We start from the raw sequence: 25,630 nt of genomic DNA, 5'->3' as shown, positions 1-25,630 counted from the left end.
ATATCCGCCTGAAAAACCATTGTCAACCGCTGTTTCCCGCAAAATTGCGCTTGGCAGTCGGGGCGTTTTCACCGCGGAGATGGGGATGGCGCAAAGCGGCCGCGCAGGACAGCCTTTCCGCACCACCAGCCGTATCAATCCGCTTTTCTCACGTCGATGGTATTGTCGTTCAGCGTAGTGGCCGCCCCCATATCGGACAGCCGCTCATGGTGCAGGGCATTTACCAGCGTTCCTCCGTCAGCAGCCGTATAAATACCTGGTACAGCAGCGCTGCCCGCTGCCACAAGTTCGGTCACCTGCGCCTGGAAGGGCACCTCGGCCAAGTCGTTGAATGCCGTCACGCGGTCTCCATCCCGAATCCCCCGGGCAGATGCATCCCGGGGGTGCAGCAGCAGTATTGCAGCCCCCCGCTTTTCCACCAGTCTGTCCCGTTCCAGAAAAATGGAGTTCAGCGTATAACAGCTGGGAACTGCCACCAGATGCAGCGGAAATTCCCCGCCGTAGGGCGGAATATATCGGGGCACCGGATCCGGAAGCGCCTCGTTGACTATCATAATTTTTCCCGCTGGTGTTTGAAATCGGAGATGATCTGCAAACGGAAGGGAGATTGTGCCGCCCCGTCGGAGCGTCTCCCGCTGTTCCGGAGAAATGTCCTTCAGCCCCGGCGCAGGATGAGCCAGCAGTTCCTGCAGCACTTCTTCCTCCGTGCGGCGGAAATACGGCTCCTCATAGCCCATGGCCTGCGCCAACAGGCGGAAGGTATCCCAGTTACTCCTGCTCTCCCCCGCTGGCTCGATCAGCCTTTTTGCCGTTGCCAGCGTACAGTAGCCATAGGAAGTATAACAGTCCGTCTGCTCCACCGAGAAGGTGGCCGGCAGCAGAATGTCCGCATACCGGGCGGTATCCGTCAGGAACCGCTCGTGAACAACCGTAAACAGATCCTCCCGGACAAGCCCCTGAAGAAGCCCTGTCTGATTACAGACGGATCCTACCGGGTTGCTTCCATATACGTACAGGCTCTTTACCGGTCGCTCTGTCTGTGTACCGCAGAGTGCAGAGGCCAGACAGTTGATGTTCACCTTCCGTCCCGGTGTCCGGCGGAAATCCGGCCGGGTCACCAAGGTATCGTCTATGTAGTCGCCCCCAGTTGGATTGCAGCCACAGAAGCCGCCGCCCGGCCTGCTCCAGGCGCCGGTATAAGCGGAGAGGATGGTAATCAGTCTGGTGGTCATGCCGCCGTTTCCCATGCGGGAGAATCCGCTTCCCAGCAAAATCGCCGGGGCCTTTGCCGCGGCATATTCCTTCGCCAGAGCTTCAATCTGTGCCGCCGGAATCCTGGTAATTTTTTCGGCCCAGGCAGGGGAATACGCCGGAAGAGTCTTACGAAACATCTCATAACCATGGGCATATTTCCGTAAAAATGCTTCGTCCGCCAGGTGCTCCCGCTCCAAAACATGCATCATTGCCAAGGCCAGCGCCCCGTCTGTCCCCGGGTGGATCAGCAAAACCTCGTCGCAGTAAGGCGCCATATCCACAGCACAGGCCTCCACCAGCACCACCCGCTTGCCGTCCCGCCGGGCCTGCAGTACCATCGGCATGGTCTGGAGGCGGGTAGCCTTTACGTTGCTGCTCCAAATCAGGAGGAAGTCGCTGTCTGTCAGCTCCCGGGGATCCAGGCATCCGGTCTTCCCCATCACCGCCGCATAGCCAGCGCTCTTGGCAGAGGAGCAAAGTGTCTTCACCAAAGTACAGGCTCCCATGCGTCCAAAAAAGGCATCGCCGCACTTGCGTTGGATCACACTCATTACGCCGGAGTAGTACAGAGGCAGTATTGCATCTCCACCATCTTCCTGTAAAATCGTTTTCCACCGATCTGTGATCTCCCCGACAGCCGCCTCCCAGGAGATAGGTTCAAATTTCCCCTCCCCCTTTTTTCCTGTCCGGCGCATGGGTGTCAGAAGCCGCGCCGCCGAATGGACAGATGCCTCATACTCCCGCATTTTTTCACAAATTATGCCTTGATTTGCCGGGTGGTCCTGGTCGCCGCAGATGCGCAGGATTCGTGTTCCGTCCGTCTCAGCCATAAGGCCGCAGGCGGTTGGGCAGTCATAGGGACAGATGGTTTTCTGCACGGTTATCATGACAACTTCTCTCCTCGTAAAACGGCCCGGCGGCAAATGTGCCCCGGGCTGTTTTGATCATCATTTTTCAGTTGCTCAGGCCGCTGATTGAGCACCGGGCACTTCTTTCGCAGCCGTCTCGCGATCTGATTCCGACGGAGTCCCCCGCTCTGTAAGCGTAAGCTGGTCGTCGCCTTCCAGTCTTGGGAACCGGCTGATCCCAGTCCCCGTGAGAATGCTGCCGCTGTCGCCCGTACGGTAGGTGAGCACTACGCTGTCCCCCACGTTCAGAATCACAGCCTGCGGATTTTCCGCCGCACTGACGGCATAGAAAGTGTCGGCGTTCTCCAAGCGGAAGAAATAGAAGGTGTTGCCGTCCAGAACGGCACTGCGGATCTCCGCAACGATACCGCTGGTCTCCTCCTGGTCGCCGGGAATTACCTCGGCCTCACCGGTATCAATCAGCCCCTCATGGGCCAGAGACTGACGGTAATTGGCCTCGCACTCTGCCACAGTGCCGCCGGTTTCCACGATGTTATAGCGCTGAACATTCACCATTGCATACATCTTCACCAGGCCGTCCGCACCTTTTAATGACATGAAATACGTAGGCTGGTCAGCAATGTTCAGCAGCAGTGGGAAGGTGGCTTCGTACCGCATCTGCTGCACCTGGCTCTGGGCCGAGTCCATTGCAGAGGTTTCCGTAGCACCGGCAATCGTATAAAAATGCGTCTCTTTTGTCCGTTGGTTGGACAGGATAAAGCCGATGTTGGATTGATCTGAGGTCACTGAGGTAACACCGGTATACATATAGACGTCATCGTCGATGGCGATATAGTTCCAACCCTCTGTGGTCAGCGTCACATCCCTCTGGCCGAACATGGAGTTCAAAAAACCGTTATGGTACATACCATAATAGTCATACTGTTCCATAATAATGTCATAGGAGTACACCCGGTCCACCCAGTTGGGAACTTCCTCGTAATAGATGCTCTCTCCGGTGACGGCGTTTACCAGTACCGCGCCCTTGATATCTGTGCCGCCGAAGAGACCGATGGTTTTGACGATCCGGGAGCAGACCCAGTAGGGTGTTCCCTCCTCATCGATTTCAAACACAGGATCGTCAAACATCATGGTGGGGTAATGAAACCGCAGGTGGCGGTATAAGTTCCGACCGAAGTGCTCGGCGGTGGTGTATTTCATTCCATCCTCCAGGCGCACCACCTCCGCCTCCTGGGTCACCATGTCGATGACGAGATAGGCCGGCAGGCCTTCCGAGCGGTTGGTAAACCACTTAATGAGATCCCCATAGGCCAGGGACGTTACCCGAACCGGGCGGCCCTGATAGTTGATCTGGGTGTAGGTGGGCAAAATCTCAAACTGGGATACCATATCGGAAAGCTCACCCAGCTTCCGGCTCCCCAGCCGTGCGGCAGAATCAGCGTCCAGCATGGGAATTTGGTCATAGCTGATTTCCTCCACCTCCGCCGTGAAATCACCGCTCTGAATAGGCAGCAGCTTACTATAGCTGCCCGCCCGGAGTACGACCCAAGAGGAAATCGCGCCGATGGCAATCGCCGCGATGAGGGCAATCACCACTACAAATGGAAGCGTGCATTGTTTTTTCACAAAGTGAAAATATCCCTTGGCCCCATCTCCCTGAAAACCGGAGGTCAATACCGCGCATACACAATAGACCGCGCACAGGAGAAAAACGAACACGTAGAATTCCTCGGCATGGAAGTTCAACGCCGGAAGCTCCAGATAAAAATATCCCAAGCCAACCAGCAGTGTCACGCCAACGTTAATCAAAGTCCGCGTAAAGGCGTTGCCAATCGCCTTGCGGGGCTTATGCGCTTTCTTGGGCGGCGGTGTAAAGCCGCCGGTGCCTCCCTCCTGAAATCCACCGGAATTGAAGCCGCCGAAGTTAAATTGGAACGGCATGCCATCTGCTCCTCTCTTTTTCATTCAGACAAAGTATTGTATTATCATAAAGGAAATATGTGAACAAATCAAGTTTTCCCGTACATCTGTAAATTTTAGATCTGCGCTTACTCAGGAACTCAGTCCCCAGAGTGGCGGAAACAGTTTACAAAAATGTGGGAAAGCCGGGCCAACTCCCAATTCTTTTTGGTTCCTTCCACCTCCCATATCGGGTTTTTGGAAGCAGCCTTTCCGTCTCGCAGAAAGCAATCCCCGCCTCTTTTATGGAAGGGGCGGGGATTGCTTGTGTTTACTTTGTCACCAACAGGCGGTCATCCTCCACCGTCAGCTTGGCGGTGTCGCCGGCCTTCAGCGTGCCGTCCAGCATCCGCTCCGCCACGACATCCTCCACCTTGTTCTGGATCGCCCGGCGCAGGGGCCGTGCTCCGTATTTTGGATCAAAGCCCTCCTTGGCCAGCTCAGCCACAGCCTCGTCGCTGGCATCCAAGTAAACGCCCATGGCCTCCATCCGGACAGAAACTGTTTTCAGCATCCGGCGGGCAACCTCCTGGATATTACTCTCCGTCAGGGCGCGGAATACGATGATGTCATCAATCCGGTTCAAAAACTCCGGCCGGAAAGTCTGGCGCAGTTCTGCCATAACCGTCTCCTTTGCACGTTCAAAGGTCTTTTCCGCATCAGGCGCATTACGCTCCTCCTCCGCAGAGAAGCCCAGCTTGCTGCTGGCAACGGTCAACGCCTTGGCGCCGATGTTGCTCGTCATGACAATCACCGTATTTTTGAAATCCACAGTACGCCCCTGGGAGTCGGTGATTCGGCCGTCATCAAGAAGCTGGAGCAGCACGTTCCAGACATCCTCATGGGCCTTTTCAATCTCATCAAACAAAACCACGGAATACGGCTTTCTGCGGACCTTTTCCGTTAACTGGCCGCCCTCGTCGTGACCTACATAGCCGGGAGGTGAGCCGATCAAACGAGACACTGTGTGCCGCTCCATATACTCAGACATATCAATGCGGATCATGGCGTTCTCGTCTCCGAACATGGCCTCTGCAAGGGATTTGCACAGCTCCGTTTTTCCAACGCCCGTGGGGCCCAGGAACAGGAAGGAGCCAATGGGCCGCTTCGGATCTTTCAAGCCCACGCGGCCGCGGCGAATCGCCCGGGCCACAGCTTTTACGGCCTCCTCCTGACCAACAACCCGCTCATGAAGCTTCTCTTCCATATGCAGCAGCCGCTGGCCCTCATCTTCTGTCAGGCGGGTCACCGGTATTCCAGTCCAGCCAGACACCACAGCTGCAATGTCCTCTGCAGTGACCGGGCGGTGCTGTGCGTTGTTCTTCCGGCGCTTCTCCCGCTCCATCTCTACCTGATCCTGATAATCCTTTTCGATATCCCGCAACTGGGCGGCCGTCTCATAGTCCTGCTTGGAAATGGCCGCCTCCTTATCCTTTGCCAAAGCGGCGATCTTCTCCTCCAGGCTCTTCAGTTCGGGAGAGAGTTCCTCTGTCTCCAGACGGACACGGCTGGCTGCCTCGTCCATCAGGTCAATGGCCTTATCCGGCAGGAACCGGTCATTGATATATCGGGCGGACAGCGTCACAGCCGCCTCCAGCGCCTCGTCGGTGATTTGGAGCTTATGGTGTTTTTCATACCGCTCCCGCAGGCCCTTCAAAATCTCCAGAGAGGCCTCCTGACTGGGCTCGCCCACCTGTACCGGCTGGAACCTGCGCTCCAGTGCAGCGTCCTTTTCAATATACTTCCGGTATTCGTTCAGGGTTGTCGCGCCAATCACCTGAATCTCTCCCCGGCCCAAGGCCGGTTTGATGATATTGGCAGCATCCACAGCCCCCTCCGCAGAACCAGCGCCTACAATCGTGTGTAGCTCGTCAATGAACAGGATCACATCGCCCGACTTTTTGACCTCTTCCAGAACTTTTTTGATTCGCTCTTCAAACTCGCCCCGGTATTTGGTACCGGCTACCATTCCGGAGAGATCCAACGACAGCAGTTTCTTATCCAGCAACTCGTCCGGCACGTCGCCAAGGACAATCTTCCGGGCCAGTCCCTCTGCAATGGCGGTTTTGCCCACGCCAGGCTCGCCAATCAGGCAGGGGTTGTTCTTCGTCCGACGGGACAGGATCTGAATGACCCGCTGGATTTCCTCGTCCCGTCCGATGACCGGATCCAGTTTTCCGGCTCGGGCGTCTGCCGTCAGATCCCGGGTAAATTCCCGCAGCGTCTTGGTCTTGCTGCCGTCCTCCTTGGAAGCGCTTCCGGCCTTGTTCTCCGGTGCGCTGCTTCGCGGGGTCTCACTGATTTTCTGCATCAGTGCCGTGTACAGGTGCCTTGCATCCACACCGGCAGTGCGCAGAATCCGGACAGCCATATTGTTGCCCTCTCGCAAAAGCCCTGCCAGCAGATGCTCCGTGCCGACATAGTGGTAACCGCCCCGCATGGCGTCCTCCACAGCGATCTCCACCACCCGTTTGGCACGGGGGGTGAGCCCTTGGGCAGGGTTGCTGCCGGGCAGGCCCGCTCCCACGCTCTTCTTGATAATCTCCACAATCATATCATCTGTCAGCCCCGCCTCAGTGAGGACGGTGTGGGCAAGGCCCTCATCCTCCCGAATCAGGCCAAGCAGCAAATGCTCGGTACCCACGTAGCCGTGGCCAAGATCCCCAGCTGCTTCTTGGGAAAGCCGCAGGGCTTCTTCTGCCCCGGGCGTAAACTTATTTTCATTCATGGTTCTTTACCTTCCTTTCTGTTGGAAAAGGCAGTTTTATTGACTCTCCTTCTGCTCCTTATGCTCTGCCTCCAGCTCCTTGATCTGATCCCGGAGTTCTGCGGCCCGCTCAAAGTTCTCATCGTGAACCGCCCTCTTCATCTCCATTTTCAGTGCGTTCATCTTACGCATATAAGCAAAGCGGCTTTGCTCTTCCTTCCCTACCAAATCGTTCTTTTTCTCCTCCGTGGCCTCCTCCCGCTGAGCAGGGGCCGCCCCCAGAGCAGGCATATCGCTGAAAAAGTCGTCAAAGGGGTCTTCCAGCATTCTGTTCATCCGCCCCATCAGGTTGGGGATGGGGGAGAAGAAGTCATCCAAGAAGCCGTCTCTAAACAAGCCGCCGCCAAAGAAATTCTGCATCATCCGCTGGTTATGGGCCGCAATCCTCTGGGAATATCCCAGCTTCTCCGCACATTCACTGCAAAGATGCTTCTCTTCCACGTGGCCGTTGATGTTGCTCTGGTATACAAACGTAACTTCATTCTTGCCGCAATTCTCGCATTTCATAATCGATTCCTCCTATATACTGCATATAATTTACAAAACAAACTTCCGCCATTCTCCGCCGTGCAAGTTCCCGCGCGCTTTCCGTAAGTGCCCGGTTCCTTTTTGTACGCGGAAAAAGTTGTCCTCCGCCGCCTTTGGCGGTGTTCATCGGCAGCCATGCTCCTCTGGAGCAAATCCAGTTCTCATACTTGCAAAATCAGCACCTGCTTCATAATGTCTGCCCGAACCGTATCCCGAATCTCTCGCGGCACAGCCCCCAGGGCCCTGTCTCCCACTGCAGCCAGCAGTGCCCGGCCCGTATGTTCCTCCAGCGCACCCGCTTGCACCAAGTTGGAGAGAATTGCTCTGGCTGACGGAAGATCTACCTGATCCCCCAAGGAATTCATCACATGCATCATCAGCGTTTGCCGATCTACCTGTACCCGGGTGATGCGGATGTATCCGTTGCCGCCCCGGCGGCTCTCCACAATGTAGCCGTGCTCCGGTGAAAATCGGGTGGACATTACATAATTGATTTGGCTGGGCACACAATTAAAGCGCTGTGCCAAATCGCTGCGCTGAACCTCCAGGACGCCATCCTCCGATGTCTCCAAGCTCTCCTGAAGAAAGCTTGCAATCAAATCTGAAATACCCACTTGGCACTCAGTCCTCCCTTAAAAGTCATTTGACTTTGACTTTCTTTAATCTTTGTTCTGCTTGTTAGTATAGCACAGCTCTCTCATTTGTCAAGCACTTATTCTTGACTTTCTCTGACTATTTTGAAAACAAATTATGAACGCTGAATTTGGTAAGGCTCCGGTTTATCATTTCCCCTGATTTTTCATGAAATTTTTGTTATTGCTTTCACATTGTACTTGCTTTTTTATGGATGTGTGGTAGAATGACAATACAAATTCTTATGGAGGTGCTTCCCATGGCTTACAAGATTACCTCTGCGTGCGTGAGCTGCGGCTCCTGCGCAGACGCCTGCCCCGCCGGTGCCATCAGCCAGGGCGACGATTCCTATGTGATCGACGCTTCTGCCTGCCTGGACTGCGGTTCTTGCAGCGACACCTGCCCCAATGGTGCCATCGTTCCCGCTGAATAATTGATTCGCAGGAATACATAAAAGTCCCGCAAGCGGTGGCTTGCGGGACTTTTACTTTTGTTTTATAATGGGATATCAGGCAGGAAGGGAGTACGGTATGGAGCGCAGTGATTGTCTCTTTGAAAACGGATATCGTTATTTTTATGATGACAGGCTCTTTCCTCCAGGGACGGACACGTTCCTATTATCCGCTTTTCCATGCCTGACAGCTGGCTGCCGCGTCTGCGATCTGGGCAGCGGCACGGGGCTTCTGGGGCTTTTGCTTGTTCAGCGGCAGCCCAAATTAGCCGTCACCGGGGTAGAAATTCTCCCTGACGCCGTGCGTCTGGCGGAAAAAACGGCCGCATTTAACGGCTTAGCAGATCGGCTATCTATCCGTCAGGGGGATCTCCGGGATGCACGCAGATTATTTCCCACCGGCAGCTTTGATCTTGTGGTATGCAATCCGCCTTATTACCCTGTCGGTACAGGTCGACTGGCCGAGGGCGCAGCCTTGCAAACCGCCCGTTCAGAAATCAGCTGTACATTGGAGGATCTCTGTACAGCCGCCGCCTGGCTGCTCCGCTGGGGCGGCAGCTTTTGCCTGGTCCATAAGCCGGAACGGCTGACAGATCTGCTGTGCGCCATGCGGGCCCACGCCATGGAGCCAAAGCGGCTACGCATGGTGTGCAAAACCGCAGAAGCCGCGCCTTCCCTTCTTTTGCTGGAGGGCCGCCGCGGCGGGAAGCCGGGACTCCGCATTGATCCGCCTCTGATTCTGCAAAACGAACTCGGCAGGCCTACAGCAGAAATGAACGCCATCTATTTTCGAACGCAGGAGGACATGCCATGATCGGCATTTTATACCTGGTAGCCACCCCTATTGGGAATTTGAGCGACTTCTCCCCACGCGCCGTTGAAACACTGCAATCCGTGGATTTCATCGCAGCTGAGGATACCCGCGTCTCTATCAAGCTGCTGAACCATTTTGACATCAAAAAACCGCTGGTCAGCTATCACGAGCACAACCATGTCTCCGCCGGGCAGGCGGTTCTCGCCCGGCTGCTGGATGGAGAATCCTGCGCCTTGGTAACGGATGCCGGTACCCCGGCCGTCTCCGACCCCGGAGAGGATTTGGTGCGGCTGTGTGCCGATAACGGCATCACCGTTATCTCTATCCCGGGCTGCTGTGCAGCGGTCAATGCCCTGGCTGTATCCGGCCTGGCCACCGGGCGCTTTGCCTTTGAAGGTTTTTTAACCGTCAACAAAAAGAGCCGCCGGGAACGCCTGGAATTGCTGAAAGGCGAAGAGCGCACCATGATTTTTCATGAGGCCCCCCACAAGCTGCGTACCACACTGAATGACCTCTGTGCCGCTTTTGGTCCGGATCGAAAAATCGCCCTGTGCCGGGAATTAACCAAGATCCACGAAGAAACCCGGCGCTGTACCTTAGGAGACGCCGTGCTGTATTATCAGGAAAATGCCCCCAAGGGAGAATATGTGCTGGTGGTTGCGGGTGCAGTGCCACAAGCCCAAGCCGCTGTTACGCTGGAAGAAGGCGTGGCCCAGGTTTTGGCGCTGAAGGAACAGGGGCAGCGGCTGAAGGACGCCGTCAGAGAGGTCGCAGAACACACGGGGCTTTCCAAGAACGAGCTGTATGCCGCCGCATTGGAGAAATAGGGGGGCCTTGCCATGAATGGATGGACTTTGAAGGAGAGCCTGGCAGTCGGCCTTTCCTTTTTTGCAGCAGTGCTTGCCACAATTGCAGCAGCCCGACGGTTGCCCTGTGGACGGACGCTGCAATTTCCGCCCTTCTGACCCTGTTCTTGATGCCAATGGTTTGCGGTACCGCCATTGCATACGTTCTCAGGAAGGGAGGCCACTCTCTGCGGGTGGCCGCAGCTGCCCTGGCGGCACTTGTCCTTCTCCTCTTTGTTCTCACAAAAAATAATTCCGCCACGACCGGATTCCTCAGCAGGTTCGCCGGGCACTACAATTGGGAAGCAACCGGCTTTTATCTGCTTCTTCGCCATTCTTACCCTCGGCGGAATGCTGGCCGGCTTTGGGATCGGCCATTTCGTCCGGCAGTGTCAGCACAAACGTTAAGGCCGCACTCCCTCCTTAATCGAACGAAAAGAGCCTCGGAGCCTGTTAACCCAGGTTCCGAGGCTCTTTTTGTCTTGTAAACACGCTGCTTCTACGATAGTCACACTCCGTATTTACAGGCTTTTCAGCTCTTTTAAGCATTTGGGGCAGACATTTTTCCCTTTGAATGTCTCAATGTCTTTGGTGCTGTCGCAAAAAATACAGCTGGGTTTATATTTTTTCAGAATGACAGACGAACCTTCCACATAGATTTCCAATGCATCCTTCTCTGCGATATCCAGTGTACGGCGCATCTCAATGGGAAGCACAATACGGCCCAATTCGTCAACCTTTCTTACAATGCCCGTTGATTTCACAATCGTTCTCCTTTTAACTCATATTTCGTCCTTGGCGCGAAGATGACAATACCACAAACTGTCATTATTTGTCAATTGATATTCCAAAAGTTTAAAAGTAATTTCATAAATACAGTGCCGCTTTGAAGCGGTGCAGTAAGGATTTTCAACATATTATAAGGAGTGAATCTCATGGCAATGACGTGGGTTTGGACTGGTATGGTCCTTCTCTCACTGGTTTTCGGACTGGCTACCGGTAATCTGGATGCCGTGGCCAACGCCGCTTTGGAAGGTGCAGGTTCTGCAATTGAACTGAGCATTTCCATGGCCGGTGTCCTGTGCCTTTGGACCGGAGTTATGGAAGTCATGAATGCCTGCGGCCTTTCTGACCGACTGGCCAAAGCATTCCGCCCCCTTTTGCGCCACCTGCTGCCGGAAGCCAGCAGGGACAGCGAAACGCTGGCAACAGTCTCCGCCAATGTTTCTGCCAATCTTCTCGGCCTTGGCAATGCGGCAACCCCGCTTGGAATTCGTGCTGCCCGCCGGATGGCCCGCGGCTGCGGCGGCGTGGCCAGTGATGAGTTGTGTCTTCTTGTGGTGTTGAACACCGCCTCCATTCAGCTGATCCCCGCCACCATTGCCTCTGTACGGGCGGCCAGCGGTTCTCAGTCCCCCTTTGACATTCTTCCCGCAGTGTGGCTCTCCTCTGTGCTGTCTGTGGCTGCCGGTATTTTCATGGCCAAGTTGCTGGCCAGAGTGGGGAGGCGGCAGAAGTGAATCTCAGCTCACTGGTTATCCCGGTATTGCTGGCAGCTGTTGCTGTCTGTGGTCTGGGGCGAAAGGTGGACGTATATGCCGCCCTGACACACGGTGCAGAGGAGGGCTTGACCGTTCTTCTGCGCATCATTCCGGCGCTGGTAGGCCTTCTTACGGCTGTGGCGATGTTTCGTGCTTCTGGGGCTATGGACTGGTTTTCCAGCTTATTCGCACCGATACTGGACTTTTTGGGCGTTCCTCCGGAAACTACGCCGCTGATGCTGGTTCGTCCGGTTTCCGGCAGCGGCGCCTTGGCAGTCGGCACAGATTTGATGGCCACCTATGGCCCCGACAGCTACATTGGCCGAGTGGCCGCAGTCATGCTGGGCAGCACGGAGACCACCTTTTACACCATTGCCGTCTACTTTGGATCCGCCGGCATTGTCAAAACCCGCCACACGGTTCCTGCTGCCATCACTGCAGATCTGACGGGTTTCATCGCCTCAGCCTTTGCCGTCCGGCTTTTTTTCGGCACATAACCGCGCAGCAGGGCACCCCATTTGGGGTGCCCTGTCCATATAATTATTCACCGGCAGCTCCCCGCAGAGGAAACGTCCCAAAGTGTGCGGCAAGTTCCCCGTCTACCAGGAAGCGGACCTCCGCCACGGAGTCTAAAGACTGGATGGAGCGCTCCAGCACACGGACTGCCAACTGCAGAGCAGCCGGTTCTTCCACCACTTGCAAAGCTGCGGAAGAAAAATTGACATAACAGATATCCTCCTCCAGCCAGACAGACTTTGCCTGAAATCCATCCGGCAAGGCCGAGGACAGTCCACGGATCTCCGGTCCTCTTTCCAGCGCTTTCACCACTGCCCCGACCTGGGTATCGCCCTCGTACAGTTCCAGCGTCTGTTCCTCTGGCGTCAGGCCGCCGCTCTCGTTCAGGAAGTACAGGGTGGCCGTTACTGTGCCGACCACATCCTCTGTACTGGAGAGCAATACATCTCTGGCCGTGAAAACCTGTTTGTCCCGGTAGGCCAGCTCCTGCCCCCGAACGGTAATGCTGACGCTGGAAATTGTCTGGAGCTGCGTTAGCGTCAGCGTAATGGCATAATCTGCCATTGTCAGCGCCACACCAGAGAGCGTACTGTAGGGCGCCGACAAATCCACGGTGGCCCGGTCGCCTTCCACCGTAACAGAGAGCAGTGTTGTCCCTGCTGGGATAGTGCTTTTCAGTGTAGTTTCGTCCAGTGGACCTGCAAGCAGCTTTGTCACCAGAGCCTCTGCCAACTGCTGCGTTTCAATAATCCCGTCGTTCTCAATGCGAACCTCCTCTGCCCGGAGCGCATCTCCCCCCGGCACGGTATTCAAATATGCCTCCTGAAAATAGAGCGCATAGGTGTTTTCCGCCCGGTCGTTTGCGGCCATATAAGCACAGCCTGTTGCCAGCAATAGGGTGCCCGCCAGAAAAGCCGTCAGCAATTTTCTCACGCGCCCCCACCTCCCTGCGATCTCCAAGGCCAGCGGACAGTGAACACCGCGCCGCCAGCCAAACGGTTGGCAGCCTCTACACTGCCGCCCCGTTTCTGCACGGTATCCCGGACAATGGAAAGTCCCAATCCGGTGCCGCCGGCCGCCCGGGAGCGAGCCTTGTCCACCCGGTAAAACCGCTCAAAAATCTTTGGGATGTCAGCCTCCGGGATACCGGAACCGTTGTCTGCCACAGAAAGGACCACCTGTTCTTCCTTTCGGCGCAGGGAGACTTGAACGCTGCCGCCGGCGGCACTGTATTTTACCGCATTATCCACCAAATTGTAAATCACCTGGTGAATCTCATCCTTTGTCGCCAGCACCGTACAGCTTCCCGCCGCTTCATAGGTCAAGTCCACATTCTTCTCCTGTGCCACCAGGCTCATCATCCGCATCGCCTGTTCCAGCACCGGCAGGACATCCACCACCACCGGCGTCTCCAGCACGCCGCTGTCCAAACGGGTCAAGCGCAGCAAATCCTCCGTAATGCGGGAAAGGCGCTCCGCCTCCTGTCCAATGTCCGCCACAAACTCCCGTGTCGTCGCCGGGTCAATGTTGTCTGTCTGCAAAATAGAATCTGTCAGCAGGCGGATCGCTGCCAGGGGTGTTTTCAGCTCATGGGAAGCATCCGACACAAAGCGCCGCCTGGCATTTTCCGTAGTTTGAAGGCGATCGGTCAGGCTGTTGAACTCTTGACCAATCTGGGCAATCTCATCCCGTCCACGGATATTTGCCCGGTGGCTGTAAGCTCCCTCCCGCACCTGACGGATAGCAGTCAGCAGCTGGCCAATTTTTCTTGTCAGGGCCCGGGACAGCAGCACACTCAGCCCTAATACCACCACACCGATAAAGATTGACAGGCGCATCAGGTTGCCCTGCAGACCCTCCAGCAGTGCCGCCTGCTCCGTGTCATATTCATAGGCATATACGGCGCCGATGATCTGGTTTTGATACAGCACCGGCGAGGAGGCCCGACTGCGAAATGCCCTATTTTGATAGCGGCAGGTAAAGACATCGTTGCCAAGCAGAGCTTGTACAATTTCGGTGTAAACCGCATATTCCCCCACAGCGCTTCCTGTTTCCCTGGTATCATACAGGACTTTTCCCGCGCTGTCCGTCACCAAGATGCGGGAGAGTCCCGTCTCCTCTACCACCGCCATAGCCGCCGCTACGTTCTCTTCATCCAACCGTTCCAGCCCGGACAGAGAATAGACCATTACCGAGACACTGTTTGGAAGCGTTGTCTCCTTGGCCCGGAATACCAGATCCTCCGACACCAGCAGCGGATACGTATTCAGCAGAAGCAGCACGGCCGCAATGACAAGGATGTAGCTAAGGCCAAATTTAAACTGTAAGCTATTCCATGCAGCTCGTTTATCCCTTGAAATAGTACCCCACTCCCCACTTGGTCAGGATATATTCCGGCTCCGCCGGATTTTTTTCCAGCTTCTCCCGCAGCCGGCGGATATGCACATCCACCGTGCGGTAATCCCCGGCATAGGTATACCCCCAAACCACGTTCATCAGATTCTCTCTGCTGTACACCCGGCGCGGATTCCGCATCAGCAACTCAATGAGATCGTATTCCTTGGCGGTTAAATCCACTGTTTTTCCGTCCCGAATCGCCACGCGCTCCTCTGTGTTCAGGGACAGGTTTCCCACCGTCAGAACCGCCCCCTTGTTCCGCTGGACACCGGCCCTCCGCAGCAGTGCCCGCACCCGCGCCTTCAACTCCAGAATGTTGAATGGCTTTGTCAGGTAATCATCTGCGCCACATTCAAAGCCCATCAGTTTATCTGCATCCTCACTTTTTGCCGTCAGCATTATAATGGGCACGTTGGAAAACTCCCGGATTCGCATGCATGCCTCCAGTCCATCCACCTCCGGCATCATCACATCCAAAATGATCAGATCAAACCGGCCATTTCTGGCCAGTTCCACGGCGGCTGCCCCATCATAGGCACACTCCACCTCATACCCCTCGTTTTCGAGGTTAAATTTCATGCCCTTTACCAGAAGCTTTTCATCATCCACTACTAAAATTCTCATTTTTTATTCTCTCCGTCCACGGTAATCCAGCCATCGAGCTCCGCCAGTTTCCCCTCTCCGATTCCCTTTACGTTCATCAGCGCCTCTACGCTTTCAAAGGGTCCGTTATCCGCCCGGTATGCCACAATGCGCCTGGCCAGTTCTTCTCCGATGCCTGGCAAGGCCACCAGATCCTTTTCTGACGCTGTATTGAGATTCAGCGGCGCGGTATCCGGCATCAGCTCCTCTTCCGGGATCTGAGTCTCAGCACTCATCATCACAGGCTCACTGCCGGCAGACCTGCGGTCCTGCCACGCCAGCGTCAGCAGTCCGCAGAGAAATACCGCAGTAATACCCAATAGAATCTTTTCCGTTTTGGAAGCTTTTACTTTGTTCCCCACTGTTGAACTCCCGCATATTTTTTGATATACTATTTTTATCTGTCGAACCATGTCGGCATCACCGACAGTGCGTTTGAAATCGTTTGAAGTATTATATCATAAATTGCAGGAGATAGATATGAAAACAAAGCGCTTTTTATCTGTTTTTTTATTGTTTACACTGCTGTTCAGCTTATCTGCTGTCCCTGTGGCTGCAGCGGATGAGCCCACCGTGCTGGAGGATCCCAATATTCTGGCCAAGGCCGCTCTTTTGATGGACGCCAATACCGGCACTGTGGTTTATGCAAAAAACGAGCATCAGGAGCTCTATCCTGCAAGCCTTACAAAAATCATGACGGCTCTACTGACATTGGAGGCTATTGACCAGGGAAAGCTGTCTCTAGAGCAGGAGGTTACGGCCTCTGCTTCTGCCTTAGAGGGCTTGTCCGCGGATGGCAGCTCCGCAGGTATCAAAGTCGGTGAGACCATGACGGTGGAAAACCTGTTGTACTGCATGCTGGTGGTCTCCGCCAATGAGGCCTGTGATATTTTGGCAGAAGCGATCTCCGGATCCGTAGATGCCTTTGTGGGCGCGATGAATGCAAAGGCAGAGAAACTCGGCTGTGAGAACACCCATTTTGCGAACCCAAACGGTCTCCATGACGCTCAGCACTATACCTCTGCTTGGGATATGTACCTGATTACGAAAGCCGCCATGGAATATCCGGAATTTATGACAATATGTGATACAGCTGACGTAGTGATTCCCGCCACGAACCTCTCTGAGGAACGACATCTGTACACCACCAATTACCTGCTCTCCTCTTGGCGTGTAATTGGCTACCGCAACAAGGAGGCACACGGGATCAAGACCGGCTCCACCTCCGAGGCAGGCCATTGTCTAGTGTCCTCCGCTGCCCGCGGCAGTCTTCATTTTATCAGTGTGGTTTTGGGCGCGGAGCGTGTGGAGGAAAACGGCGTGGGCAACGTCCGGAGTTTCTCAGAGACCACCCGCCTTTTCAATTGGGGCTTTGACAACTTTGCCTATCAAACAGTACTGGAAAACGATGAGATCATCAAGGAGGTGGCGGTTTCCCTGTCCAAGGTGGATCACGTCACCGTCCATCCTGCTCAGGAGATTGAGGTTTTGCTCCCTAAAAACCTGGCGGCAGCGGATTTGGAGCGGACAGTCACACTAAAGCAGGATCCAGTGGAGGCCCCTGTGGCTGAGGGCGACGTGCTCGGCACCTTGACACTCAGTTATGGCGACACCGTGTACGCCACGGTGGATCTGCTGGCTCTAAATGCTGTGGAAACTTCCAGGATGCTTGTTTTTTGGCGGGACGTGCAGTTGTTTTTTGCAAAGCCGGTTGTGCGGGTCCTCTTCCTTGTGATGGTGGTGTTGATCGTCGCACTTATTCTTTGGAAGCTGACTCTGGGCCGGAGACGTTACCGATATGGCCGCAGCGTCTCCAGGCGCAGCGGCAGCGGCTATCGTGGGCGCCGCAGAAGATAAGAAAACCAAACAGGAGAGGCAACGCTGCTGCCTCTCCTGTTTGTTGTTTTCAGGACCCCGTCTGATTCCAACCGTTCTCCCGCAAAATCGTATTGCACAGTTCCCGCCGCTCCGTATCGTAAAATTCTATAAATTTCAGGGAGTAGTAATCGCTGACAATATAGCGGTCCCGGCTGGCCTGGTAAATGGTCAGATAGTCGTTTCCCACATCGTACAGGACTCCCTCCCAAGAAACCATATTCTGGGTCCCCACCAGGAAACTGGCTACGATGTAGTTTCCCACATTTCTTGAAAGCATTGCTTTAAGCGATCCCAGACGGGCCTCCTCTGCAGAGATAGGCGCGTCAATCACTTCCACGGACAAACGATTCCGCAAATCCAGTTGGTTGCCGCTTTCTATGGGCCGTCCGGCCTGCTGTCCCATGGGCAGTGTGCCCCCTGAAACCGCAGGGGATTCCATATGCTGAGGATAGCGGGGAGTCCTCGCCTCTCCGCCGGCTCCCATCCCGTTATTGATCTCCCCTTCCCAGGCCTCCTGCTCCATGGACATTGGACGGCCTGACGGGGAAATCACGTTGTTGTTTTGAAAACGCATCATGCTCAACACCTCTTAAGTCTTATAATAGGCACTGGTTGGATTATAAAAGCAGTGGTCACCGATCCGTGTCTGCCAGTAACCCACGTCAGACGGAAAATTGGATCGGCACTTTGGGCCAAAGGGGTTATAAAACCACAGAGATTCCGCTACATCCGGCAAGCGATTGCCCGCAATGGCCCAGTCCGCAATATCGTAATGGATTTGCTCTGGCCGCATATTGTAAATATTCTGGGGATTATAGGCACCTCCCTCTGTCTCGCTGGCGCAGACAAACTGTCCGGGCTGCATAATAATCTTTCGGATGCTGCCTTGGCCAACCCGGGCATACTCACCGCCGGTGGCATGAACCCGATTCATCACCACACCAGCCACTGCTTTCATACCAGTTTCGCCCTCTCCGCCCGCCTCACATTGAATCAGCCGCGCCAACAATTCCCGATCAGAATATGCCATTGTCTTCTCACTCCTTCGTCGGGGCATCATCGTCGGGGCAACATCCATTCTGACCCGCTCCCCACTTCTGCTGGAAACGTCTCACCTTCTCTTGCCCCCATTCTTCCTACCAAGCCCGCTTTGCTGTGTTTTGGCGGGATTCTTTTGTATGAAACAACATTCTTTTTACTTTGCTTTCAATTTTTGTGTGTCCCGCTTCCGGCAGCTCCACCTCCCGGAAATCTGCTGGAGATATGTTCATGGAAACGATGAGTTCCGGCTGGAACACTCATACCAGTCTATGCAAAGACGCGGCAGCCGGTGCGGCTGCCGCGTCTTCTAATTTTATACCTGTTTTTGTTCATCAATAGCCTCTTGGAACATTCCTTCCGCCAGTTCAATGGACCGCTCCAGGGTATACTGCTTGGCATGTTCGGCATAGCGGTGCTCCATCTTTTCCCGTTCGGCCGGATGTTCTATCCACCAGTCGATTTGCTCTGCCAAGGCCGCAGCATCTCCCGCCGGAAACAGACTCCGATCGTCCAGCGCAAACTGCGGTGTGGCAGACCGGGGAGAATTAGCAATCACCGGTACAAGGCCACAGGCAAAGGCCTCCATGCAGCTCATCGCTTCTATTTCCGCATCTGAAGTGTGCACGTATAAGTCACACATATGTAGAATCTCAATCAGACGGGATGGCTCATAAAAGCCCATCACAACAGGATTCGGAAGTTCCTTCTCCGCCAGATGGCGGTATTTCTTTTCCAGTGGTCCCTTGCCGGCCAGAATCACTTGGATCTCCTTGGCATGGCGGCATTTGGAGGCTGCCTCAATCAGTACGTCCTGGCGTTTTTCCCCGGCATACCGTCCAACCATCAATACGTTGAACATTCCCTGCATCCAGTCTTCTTTCGGGCGTTTTCCATAGATATACTGCGGACTGATACCATTGGAGATTACATGAAGCTTGGCGGTATACCCATGCTGACGCAACTGTTCTGCAATCATGTTGCTTGGGCAGTGAATGTGGGTAAAGCGGTTAAAAAAGCTGTCCCGGAAGCGGTTGTACACAAAGTCATTCACCCGTTTGTTATTTCCCATGTGGAGCGTAAACGTGATATTCTCCGGTTGGCAGTGGAATGCTGCCGTATGTGGAATTCCAAGCTTTTCCACATGCCGCAGCCCCATGACCCCCAGCGGAGAGGGCATCATGAAATGTACGACATCCGCCCATGCCGCCGCCTTTTCAAACACATGACGGTTTGGAATAGCCAGCCGCATCCCTTGGCTGGTAATCAGGTGTTCCACAATGGGAAAAAATTTCATCTGCCGGACTGCATATTTGTAATCTGCCGGCTTGCCAGTGGCAATCACCCGCACCTCATTGCCATGCTCCTTCAGGGCCATTGCAAAACGGCGTGCACTGATGGTCGTGCCGTTATTGGCGTCGTCAAACTGGTCGATAACCAATACGATTTTCATAAGGCTAACCGCGCTTTCTTCATGTTTCTGTCAACGATTCGATTGATGTTCATATCGTTTTATTATATCATTTTTTCCATCTTTTGTCCACAGTCCTGTCGCCTTCCCTGCCATGTACGAGGCAGGGGGCAACTCTAAAAAGTCGAGATATGACCCGTACGCAAGCCCGGCTCCTCATCCTGCATGATAAAAAAAGGCACGCGTTTTTCACGCGCGGCCTTCTTTTTGTCCATCTCCTGTTTTTTGCAAAACCGCTTCCAGGCCTTTGGCCAGCTGATCCGGGCAGGACGTATTTTTAAATCCGCAGCGGATCCCCTTCAGCCGGTGGATGGCCTCTGAGGCAGGCATTCCCTGCACCAGCTTGGAAATTCCCTGAAGGTTTCCGCTGCAGCCTCCTAAAACCTCCAGGTTCTGGATTACGCCCTCGTCATCCACTTCCACCTGCATCATTTGTGAGCAAACACCCTTTGGGCGAAATGAATAGGTCATTGTTTCTGATCTCCTTTTTATTTTCCAGAACAGAATACCATAACTGAATCAAAAAGGCAAGCAAAACCCCCGATATTTGGCAAAATCCCACAAGGTCAACTGGGACAGCTCCTTTTTTATCCAGCTTGTTGCAGGTGCTATTGGGCGGAACAGCATCACCTTTGCATATCAAACTGGAGGGCAACGCCTTCCCCAGCCAAAATATCCAGCAGCATCCAAGAATAATACCAACCGCAGTGCGCCCGCAGCAGTGTTCAACAGCCTATATTCATTGAATTGTGCTCATATACCCTGATATAAGCGTTTATTGAGCATACGCCCCTATTTTCCATTTTTACAAAAGCACTCTCGATTCACTGAATTTTTCAATCCAATCAATCGAGAGTGTTTATTGCTGTCATCAAAAGATTTACCAGCTTAAGCTTGACCTTTCATGCGAACTTCGATAAAATTTTGCTATGGCTTCACTTTCGTCCATTCTTACAGCCCTTGTAGAACAGGGCATCAAGCATGAGCAGTCTTCTGTCCCCGCTGTTCCAGTACCAGACGGTCTGCAATCATGGCGATAAACTCGCTGTTGGTGGGTTTCCCCTTCGCATTGGAAACGGTGTAACCGAAAAATTTTTGGAGCGTTTCCAAATCGCCCCGATCCCAGGCCACTTCAATGGCATGGCGAATTGCACGTTCCACTCGAGAAGGCGTGGTATTGAACCGCTTTGCTACCTCAGGATAAAGTACTTTTGTCACTGCGTTGATCACATCCATGTCATCCACTGCAATCATAATTGCCTCTCGCAGGTACTGATATCCCTTGATATGCGCCGGGACACCAATCTCATGAATGATAGACGTCACCAGATTTTTCAATTCGGCCGGATGTTGTTCGGCTGCCGCTGCCGGTTGTCCAAAGGCCGCCCGCATTCGATCCAGAAGCGTCTCTTTTTCATACGGCTTCCCGAGGAAATAGGCAGCTCCTAATTCCATTGCCTCCGCCACAGCCCGGTCGCTGCAAAAGGCAGAGAGGCAAATTACTTTTGGCGTCCGCTCCCCTATCATCTTCAGTTTTTTCATCACACCGAAACCGTCCAGCCCCGGCAAGATCACGTCCATCAGAATCAAATCGGGTTTCTTTTGCTCGACCAACTGCAAAGCTTCCGTTCCATCTCCCGCGGAACCCACTACCATGAATTCCCCTGTCTGATCTATCTCCTCCCGCAACAGCATGCGGAATTCTTCATTTGCATCTACCAGCAATACAGTTCTTCTGACATCCATGTTTTCCTTGTCCTTTTCCAGATTTTTGAAATATGCTGAAATGGATTTCCCGGTATCCAGGATCTTTCCCGCGCGGTCAGAATCCCAGTTCCCCTTTACGACGGATTCATGAAGCTTCAAATCACGTTTTCTATAAATTAGCATAAACGGACATGTTTTGCAACACAAAACTGTAAATAAATTCCAAGAATCATTCGACTCTTTTTTCGTGACTTGCCTGAATTCCTTCTGCTTCAAGGGGTTCCCGAAACTTTTTTATTTCCTTCTACTTCCAATTGTAATAAACTTATTATGATAAGAGAAAGGCGGTGCAGGATGGATATTTTGGAATCCTTACATCGATATCAGCCTTGGAATGAGCAGGAAGCGCGGGATCGGGAGGAGATTCTGCGGCGGCTGCTCAATGGTGAGCCGCTGTATACCCGGGAGAATGCCTCTGCCCACCTGACAGCCTCCGCTTGGGTGACGGATGCCAGCCATACGAAAGTGCTTATGGCTTATCACAACCTATACCATTCCTGGGCGTGGCTGGGCGGCCACGCGGATGGGGAGAAGGATTTGCTGTCCGTGGCTATGCGGGAAGTGAGGGAGGAAAGCGGCCTCTCTTTCGTAAAGCCGATAACACGTGAAATTTTTTCTTTGGAAATTTTGACTGTGGACGGCCATGAAAAGCATGGCAGCTATGTTTCCTCCCACCTGCATCTAAACCTCACATATTTGTTGGAGGCAGATCCAACGGCACCTGTCCGCTGCAAGATAGATGAAAACAGCCGCGTAGGCTGGTTTCTCCTGGATGATGCGGTTGCCGCCTCTTCAGAACCTTGGTTTCAGGAGCGGATTTACAAAAAGCTGAATGCAAAATTGCTTCAACTATCTTAAAAATTTGCCGGCGTCCACTTCTGGACGCCGGCAAGCTTGTATTATGCCGCAGCGCTGCTGTCTTCCAGCATATTTTCTAGGAAAATTCCATAACCTTTGGTTGGATCATTCAGCAATACGTGTGTCACGGCGCCAACAAACGTCCCATCCTGCAAAATGGGGCTTCCGGACATTCCTTGCACAATGCCGCCAGTCAGGGCGAGCAGCTCCGGATCCGTGACGGAAATCACCAAATCCCTGCCATCCGCAGCATGATCGACTACTTTTAAAATTTCAATCTGATATTCTTTTACTGCATCTCCCTGCACATTGGACAGAATCGTGGCATCTCCCGGGTGAACTTGGTCGGAATCCGCCACAGGGATGGCATCTCCCATCTGCTCCACCAGCTCGCTGGCGGCCACTGTACCAAAAATACCGCTGTTGGTGTTTGCATACAGCTCGCCGATGTCCCCGCTTAGATCAAAATCTCCCCGCAGCTCTCCGGCCTCGCCTACAGTTCCCTTTTTCACCGCTTTTACTGTGGAGGGCAGAATCGAGCCAGCGGAGAATGGCATCAGCAGCGCAGTATCCGCATCCGTAATCCCGTGCCCCAATGCGCCAAAGGCACCGCTTTCCGGGTCGTAAAAGGTCATGGTGCCAATGCCGGCCATGCTGTCCCGAATCCAGGCACCAATGCTATACGTCCCCATTTCATTCTGTTCGGGAGAAACACAGAGTGTCATGTTTTTTCCCTCCCGCCGTACCTGTAAATCCGTTTCCTCCTTGCCGTTTTTTTGCAAAAGGGATTGGAATTGCTCTGTGGAGGTCACAGAAACACCTCCGCATTTCACAATTACATCTCCCTTTTGCAAACCGCATTCTTGTGCAGGTGTACCGCCGTCTGACAGCTTCACCACCAGCACACCTCTTGCAAACAATTTGATGCCAACGGTGTGTCCCACTGGTACCAGCATCCGGGCGGAAGCAGAGTGGTCCGTTTCGGCAATCATGGTTTCTCCGGCGGCCTGTGCCGGTACCGCGGCACACAAAAAAAGTGCCAAAAGCAGCGCTGCGCCGCCCCGCAGCCCGTTTTTTGCCTTTTGAACGTATTCATACATGCAATCACCCCTTTCTGACGTACAGCCGGCAAACACAAAATTTGTCGGCAACGCTATCTTCTGCGGAAGAAAGTAAATCACGCCTTGCAAAAAGCGGAAGTCCCTCCATAGCAAAGATTGTCAATCGGTCAAAGCAGGGAATTGAAAAACCCCCGCAGGTAAAAACCTGTGGGGGTTTCCATTTTTTAATCAATCTCGTTTGTTAAAAATTTTAAAAATATCATCAAAAGGATCCTCATCCTCCGGCTCCGGCTCCGGTGCCAAGGGCTGCGGTGCCTTTACGGCGGCGTGCTGCTGGGGATCTGCCTCCCCAGATACATCGGAAACCATGCCGGCGGACGTACCGGTCTGTACATTCGGCATCTTTGGCAGCTGTGCTGGTGCCTTATCAAATCCGGTGGCAATTACGGTGACCCGGATTTCGTCATCCAGCGTCTCGTCGAAGGTAGCGCCAAAAATGGTAAGCGCATCTGGATGGACAGCCTGCTGCACCAGAGAGGCCGCCTGCTCCACTTCTTCCAGCCCGATGTCCATGGATCCGGTAATATTGATCAAGACGCCCTTTGCCCCCTCGATAGAAGTCTCCAGCAGGGGACTGGAAATTGCCATCTTGGCAGCCTCCTCGGCCTTGCCTTTGCCAGCCGCCCGGCCGACGCCCATATGAGCCATACCGGCGTTTTTCATAATGGCAGTGACATCCGCAAAGTCCAGATTGATGAAACCGGTATCCTTGATGAGGTCGGAAATGGACTGCACTGCCTGGCGCAGCACATCATCGGCAATTTCAAAAGCATTTGCAAAGGTGATCTTTTGATCCGTAGCGTGCTTCAATCGCTCATTGGGAATAATCACCAGGGAATCCACCTTATCCTGAAGCTCGGCAATTCCCGACTCGGCCGCCCGCATCCGGCGGGGTCCCTCAAAGCCAAACGGCTTTGTCACTACAGCCACCGTCAGAATATCCATCTCCTTGGCAATCTCCGCCACAATGGGCGCACCGCCGGTGCCTGTTCCGCCGCCCATACCGGCAGTGATGAATACCATATCCGTATTCTCCAGCGCCTTGGCAATCTGGTTGCGGCTCTCCTCGGCAGCTTTGCGGCCAACTTCCGGATCTGCACCGGCACCCTGGCCATGGGTCAGTTTTTCGCCGATCTGAATTTTATAGGTCGCGCTGGAGGTATTCAGCGCCTGCTTGTCCGTGTTGACAGCCACAAACTCCACGCCCTTGGCGCCGGAACGAACCATGCGGTTTACCACATTGTTGCCACCGCCGCCGACGCCGATGACCTTAATATTGACCACGGTCTCGGGACCGGTTTCCAAACCAAATGCCATGTTGGTGCCTCCTACTATCATTTGTGGGAAAGGGGAAAATCTCCCCTGGATTTCGCAAGATACAGTGGTTTTATGTATTTAGTTTATTGTATGACACTTTCCACGCCCGGTCAAGAGTTCCGTTGCCTTTTCCCACACTTTTTTATACTGAAAAGAAGAGGCAGCAGTCTGCCTCTCCCTTTTCGTCAATCTTCGATAAAATTAATACGCCCGTCATCCCGGACCAGTTGAATCGTACCGGTCTGGTTGGTCTCCAGTTTTCCGATCACGACCTCAAGCGCCCGGAGTTTGTAGGCGTAGTCAGCCCCATAGGGCATCTCTACACGAAAACGTCCGGCATACTCCATCGTGAGCACCGACAGATCTTCTAAATGAATGGCATCTACTTGATCCAGCATTTCGGATTCCTCCAATGCCGACAGCAACTCCAGCAAGCTGCTTTGCTGGGTTGCATACTCTGTGGCCAATGCCATCGGTGTTCCAACTGACGGTGCCAGAAGCTGGCAGCCATCAATCACCGGGTACTGCTGTGCCGCAGGGATCTCCTTCTGATCCACAATCTTTCCGCTGGGACTCATGATCCAGGCGCTGCCGTCCTGCACAATTGCCAGCGGCTGCCTGCACTCCTGCACCACCTCCACCAGCAGCGTGTCTGGCAGTTTACGGTTGATACGAATCCACTCAATATAGGGCAGCTGTTCCCGGATGCGATTTTGCACGTCGTACTTGTTCAGCAAAATCAAATTGTCTCCCCGCTCCACGCCGGTGGCCTCTGTTACCTGTTCCTCCGTGTATTGCTCTGTCCCGGTAACGACGATGACATCCACCCGGAAAAACAGTGTCAGGGCCAGGATTACCGCTGTACAGATCACCAACATAGACAGCAGCTTATAGAGGAAGCCCATGCTTCCCCCTCTTCGCCGCCGGTTGGAATGTCTGCGTCTGGCCATTCGTTTTCTCCTAA

Annotated in this window: 26 protein-coding genes; 8 read left to right on the top strand and 18 right to left on the bottom strand. The window is 53.9% G+C overall.

What is annotated here, in order from left to right; genetic code table 11:
• Positions 1 to 134: 134 nt before the first annotated feature.
• The 5 genes from BMZ81_RS03595 to BMZ81_RS03575 form a co-directional block, all read right to left on the bottom strand.
• Positions 135 to 2,141, bottom strand: coding sequence for a molybdopterin-containing oxidoreductase family protein (locus tag BMZ81_RS03595; RefSeq protein WP_091128715.1), 2,007 nt, complete (start codon positions 2,139 to 2,141; stop codon positions 135 to 137).
• Positions 2,142 to 2,216: 75 nt separating this feature from the next.
• Positions 2,217 to 4,064: a CvpA family protein gene (locus BMZ81_RS03590; RefSeq protein WP_242942557.1), complete on the bottom strand. Its 1,848-nt coding sequence runs from the start codon at positions 4,062 to 4,064 to the stop codon at positions 2,217 to 2,219.
• 289 nt (positions 4,065 to 4,353) lie between these two features.
• Positions 4,354 to 6,810, bottom strand: coding sequence for an ATP-dependent Clp protease ATP-binding subunit (locus BMZ81_RS03585; protein ID WP_091128713.1), 2,457 nt, complete (start codon positions 6,808 to 6,810; stop codon positions 4,354 to 4,356).
• 36 nt (positions 6,811 to 6,846) lie between these two features.
• A complete protein-coding gene (locus BMZ81_RS03580; protein WP_091128710.1) occupies positions 6,847 to 7,356 on the bottom strand; it encodes a UvrB/UvrC motif-containing protein in 510 nt (169 codons plus the stop codon).
• Between the two features lie 182 nt (positions 7,357 to 7,538).
• Positions 7,539 to 7,991, bottom strand: coding sequence for a CtsR family transcriptional regulator (locus BMZ81_RS03575; RefSeq protein ID WP_091128709.1), 453 nt, complete (start codon positions 7,989 to 7,991; stop codon positions 7,539 to 7,541).
• Positions 7,992 to 8,269: 278 nt separating this feature from the next.
• Here BMZ81_RS03575 and BMZ81_RS03570 point away from each other — a divergent pair, with 278 nt between their 5' ends.
• The 4 genes from BMZ81_RS03570 (at position 8,270) to BMZ81_RS14355 (ending at position 10,240) form a co-directional block, all read left to right on the top strand.
• Entirely contained in the window at positions 8,270 to 8,443 is a 174-nt protein-coding gene (locus BMZ81_RS03570; protein WP_091128706.1) for a DUF362 domain-containing protein, read from the top strand.
• 97 nt (positions 8,444 to 8,540) lie between these two features.
• A complete protein-coding gene (locus tag BMZ81_RS03565) occupies positions 8,541 to 9,275 on the top strand; it encodes a tRNA1(Val) (adenine(37)-N6)-methyltransferase (protein ID WP_091128704.1) in 735 nt (244 codons plus the stop codon).
• On the top strand, positions 9,272 to 10,102 hold the full coding sequence (gene rsmI, locus BMZ81_RS03560) for a 16S rRNA (cytidine(1402)-2'-O)-methyltransferase (protein ID WP_091128702.1): 831 nt from the start codon (positions 9,272 to 9,274) through the stop codon (positions 10,100 to 10,102). Before BMZ81_RS03565 ends, rsmI begins: the two co-directional genes overlap by 4 nt.
• 12 nt (positions 10,103 to 10,114) lie before the next feature.
• Positions 10,115 to 10,240, top strand: a complete 126-nt coding sequence (locus BMZ81_RS14355) for a hypothetical protein (protein WP_278308868.1) — start codon at positions 10,115 to 10,117, stop codon at positions 10,238 to 10,240.
• A gap of 401 nt (positions 10,241 to 10,641) precedes the next feature.
• Here the strand turns inward: BMZ81_RS14355 and BMZ81_RS03555 are convergent, their stop codons facing one another.
• Positions 10,642 to 10,884 (bottom strand): AbrB/MazE/SpoVT family DNA-binding domain-containing protein, encoded by a 243-nt coding sequence (locus BMZ81_RS03555; protein WP_091128700.1) that lies wholly within the window; start codon positions 10,882 to 10,884, stop codon positions 10,642 to 10,644.
• A gap of 171 nt (positions 10,885 to 11,055) precedes the next feature.
• Between BMZ81_RS03555 and BMZ81_RS03550 the strand changes: the two genes are divergently transcribed.
• Positions 11,056 to 11,640, top strand: coding sequence for a spore maturation protein A (locus BMZ81_RS03550; RefSeq protein ID WP_091128697.1), 585 nt, complete (start codon positions 11,056 to 11,058; stop codon positions 11,638 to 11,640).
• A complete protein-coding gene (locus tag BMZ81_RS03545) occupies positions 11,637 to 12,158 on the top strand; it encodes a spore maturation protein (protein WP_091128694.1) in 522 nt (173 codons plus the stop codon). Before BMZ81_RS03550 ends, BMZ81_RS03545 begins: the two co-directional genes overlap by 4 nt.
• 43 nt (positions 12,159 to 12,201) lie before the next feature.
• Here the strand turns inward: BMZ81_RS03545 and BMZ81_RS03540 are convergent, their stop codons facing one another.
• The 4 genes from BMZ81_RS03540 to BMZ81_RS03525 form a co-directional block, all read right to left on the bottom strand.
• The gene (locus BMZ81_RS03540) at positions 12,202 to 13,110 is read right to left on the bottom strand and encodes a GerMN domain-containing protein (protein WP_091128692.1); all 909 of its coding nucleotides are present in this window, start codon (positions 13,108 to 13,110) and stop codon (positions 12,202 to 12,204) included.
• A complete protein-coding gene (locus BMZ81_RS03535; RefSeq protein ID WP_091128690.1) occupies positions 13,107 to 14,459 on the bottom strand; it encodes a sensor histidine kinase in 1,353 nt (450 codons plus the stop codon). Before BMZ81_RS03535 ends, BMZ81_RS03540 begins: the two co-directional genes overlap by 4 nt.
• Positions 14,460 to 14,523: 64 nt before the next feature.
• Positions 14,524 to 15,198: a response regulator transcription factor gene (locus tag BMZ81_RS03530; protein WP_091128688.1), complete on the bottom strand. Its 675-nt coding sequence runs from the start codon at positions 15,196 to 15,198 to the stop codon at positions 14,524 to 14,526.
• A complete protein-coding gene (locus BMZ81_RS03525) occupies positions 15,195 to 15,578 on the bottom strand; it encodes a ComEA family DNA-binding protein (RefSeq protein WP_207645603.1) in 384 nt (127 codons plus the stop codon). The genes BMZ81_RS03530 and BMZ81_RS03525 overlap by 4 nt, the downstream gene beginning before the upstream one ends.
• Before the next feature lie 118 nt (positions 15,579 to 15,696).
• Between BMZ81_RS03525 and BMZ81_RS03520 the strand changes: the two genes are divergently transcribed.
• A complete protein-coding gene (locus BMZ81_RS03520; RefSeq protein ID WP_091128683.1) occupies positions 15,697 to 17,073 on the top strand; it encodes a D-alanyl-D-alanine carboxypeptidase family protein in 1,377 nt (458 codons plus the stop codon).
• Between the two features lie 49 nt (positions 17,074 to 17,122).
• On the opposite strand, the gene BMZ81_RS03515 is transcribed toward BMZ81_RS03520, so the two are convergent.
• From BMZ81_RS03515 to spo0A, 5 genes are all read right to left on the bottom strand, one after another.
• Entirely contained in the window at positions 17,123 to 17,671 is a 549-nt protein-coding gene (locus BMZ81_RS03515) for a hypothetical protein (protein ID WP_091128682.1), read from the bottom strand.
• A 12-nt stretch (positions 17,672 to 17,683) separates the two neighbouring features.
• Positions 17,684 to 18,124, bottom strand: coding sequence for a cell wall hydrolase (locus BMZ81_RS03510; RefSeq protein WP_091128679.1), 441 nt, complete (start codon positions 18,122 to 18,124; stop codon positions 17,684 to 17,686).
• A 324-nt stretch (positions 18,125 to 18,448) separates the two neighbouring features.
• Complete coding sequence (locus tag BMZ81_RS03505; RefSeq protein ID WP_091128677.1) at positions 18,449 to 19,585, bottom strand: glycosyltransferase; 1,137 nt, start codon at positions 19,583 to 19,585, stop codon at positions 18,449 to 18,451.
• A 207-nt stretch (positions 19,586 to 19,792) separates the two neighbouring features.
• A complete protein-coding gene (locus tag BMZ81_RS03500; protein ID WP_091128674.1) occupies positions 19,793 to 20,074 on the bottom strand; it encodes a TIGR03905 family TSCPD domain-containing protein in 282 nt (93 codons plus the stop codon).
• Between the two features lie 504 nt (positions 20,075 to 20,578).
• Positions 20,579 to 21,349: a sporulation transcription factor Spo0A gene (gene spo0A, locus BMZ81_RS03495; RefSeq protein ID WP_091128801.1), complete on the bottom strand. Its 771-nt coding sequence runs from the start codon at positions 21,347 to 21,349 to the stop codon at positions 20,579 to 20,581.
• A gap of 315 nt (positions 21,350 to 21,664) precedes the next feature.
• On the opposite strand from spo0A, the gene BMZ81_RS03490 reads away from it, so the two are divergent.
• Complete coding sequence (locus BMZ81_RS03490; RefSeq protein WP_091128673.1) at positions 21,665 to 22,228, top strand: NUDIX hydrolase; 564 nt, start codon at positions 21,665 to 21,667, stop codon at positions 22,226 to 22,228.
• A gap of 41 nt (positions 22,229 to 22,269) precedes the next feature.
• Here BMZ81_RS03490 and spoIVB read toward each other — a convergent pair whose 3' ends face one another.
• The 3 genes from spoIVB to BMZ81_RS03475 form a co-directional block, all read right to left on the bottom strand.
• Positions 22,270 to 23,328, bottom strand: a complete 1,059-nt coding sequence (spoIVB, locus tag BMZ81_RS03485; RefSeq protein WP_091128670.1) for a SpoIVB peptidase — start codon at positions 23,326 to 23,328, stop codon at positions 22,270 to 22,272.
• A 189-nt stretch (positions 23,329 to 23,517) separates the two neighbouring features.
• A complete protein-coding gene (ftsZ, locus tag BMZ81_RS03480; protein ID WP_091128668.1) occupies positions 23,518 to 24,666 on the bottom strand; it encodes a cell division protein FtsZ in 1,149 nt (382 codons plus the stop codon).
• Positions 24,667 to 24,851: 185 nt separating this feature from the next.
• Entirely contained in the window at positions 24,852 to 25,616 is a 765-nt protein-coding gene (locus tag BMZ81_RS03475) for a cell division protein FtsQ/DivIB (RefSeq protein WP_091128667.1), read from the bottom strand.
• Positions 25,617 to 25,630 lie beyond the last annotated feature (14 nt).

Origin of the sequence: Oscillibacter sp. PC13, assembly GCF_900115635.1 — a bacterium.
Lineage (GTDB): Bacteria > Bacillota > Clostridia > Oscillospirales > Oscillospiraceae > Oscillibacter.
The sequence above is the reverse complement of the archived record's forward strand: the minus strand, read 5'-3'. Positions and strand labels throughout refer to the sequence as shown.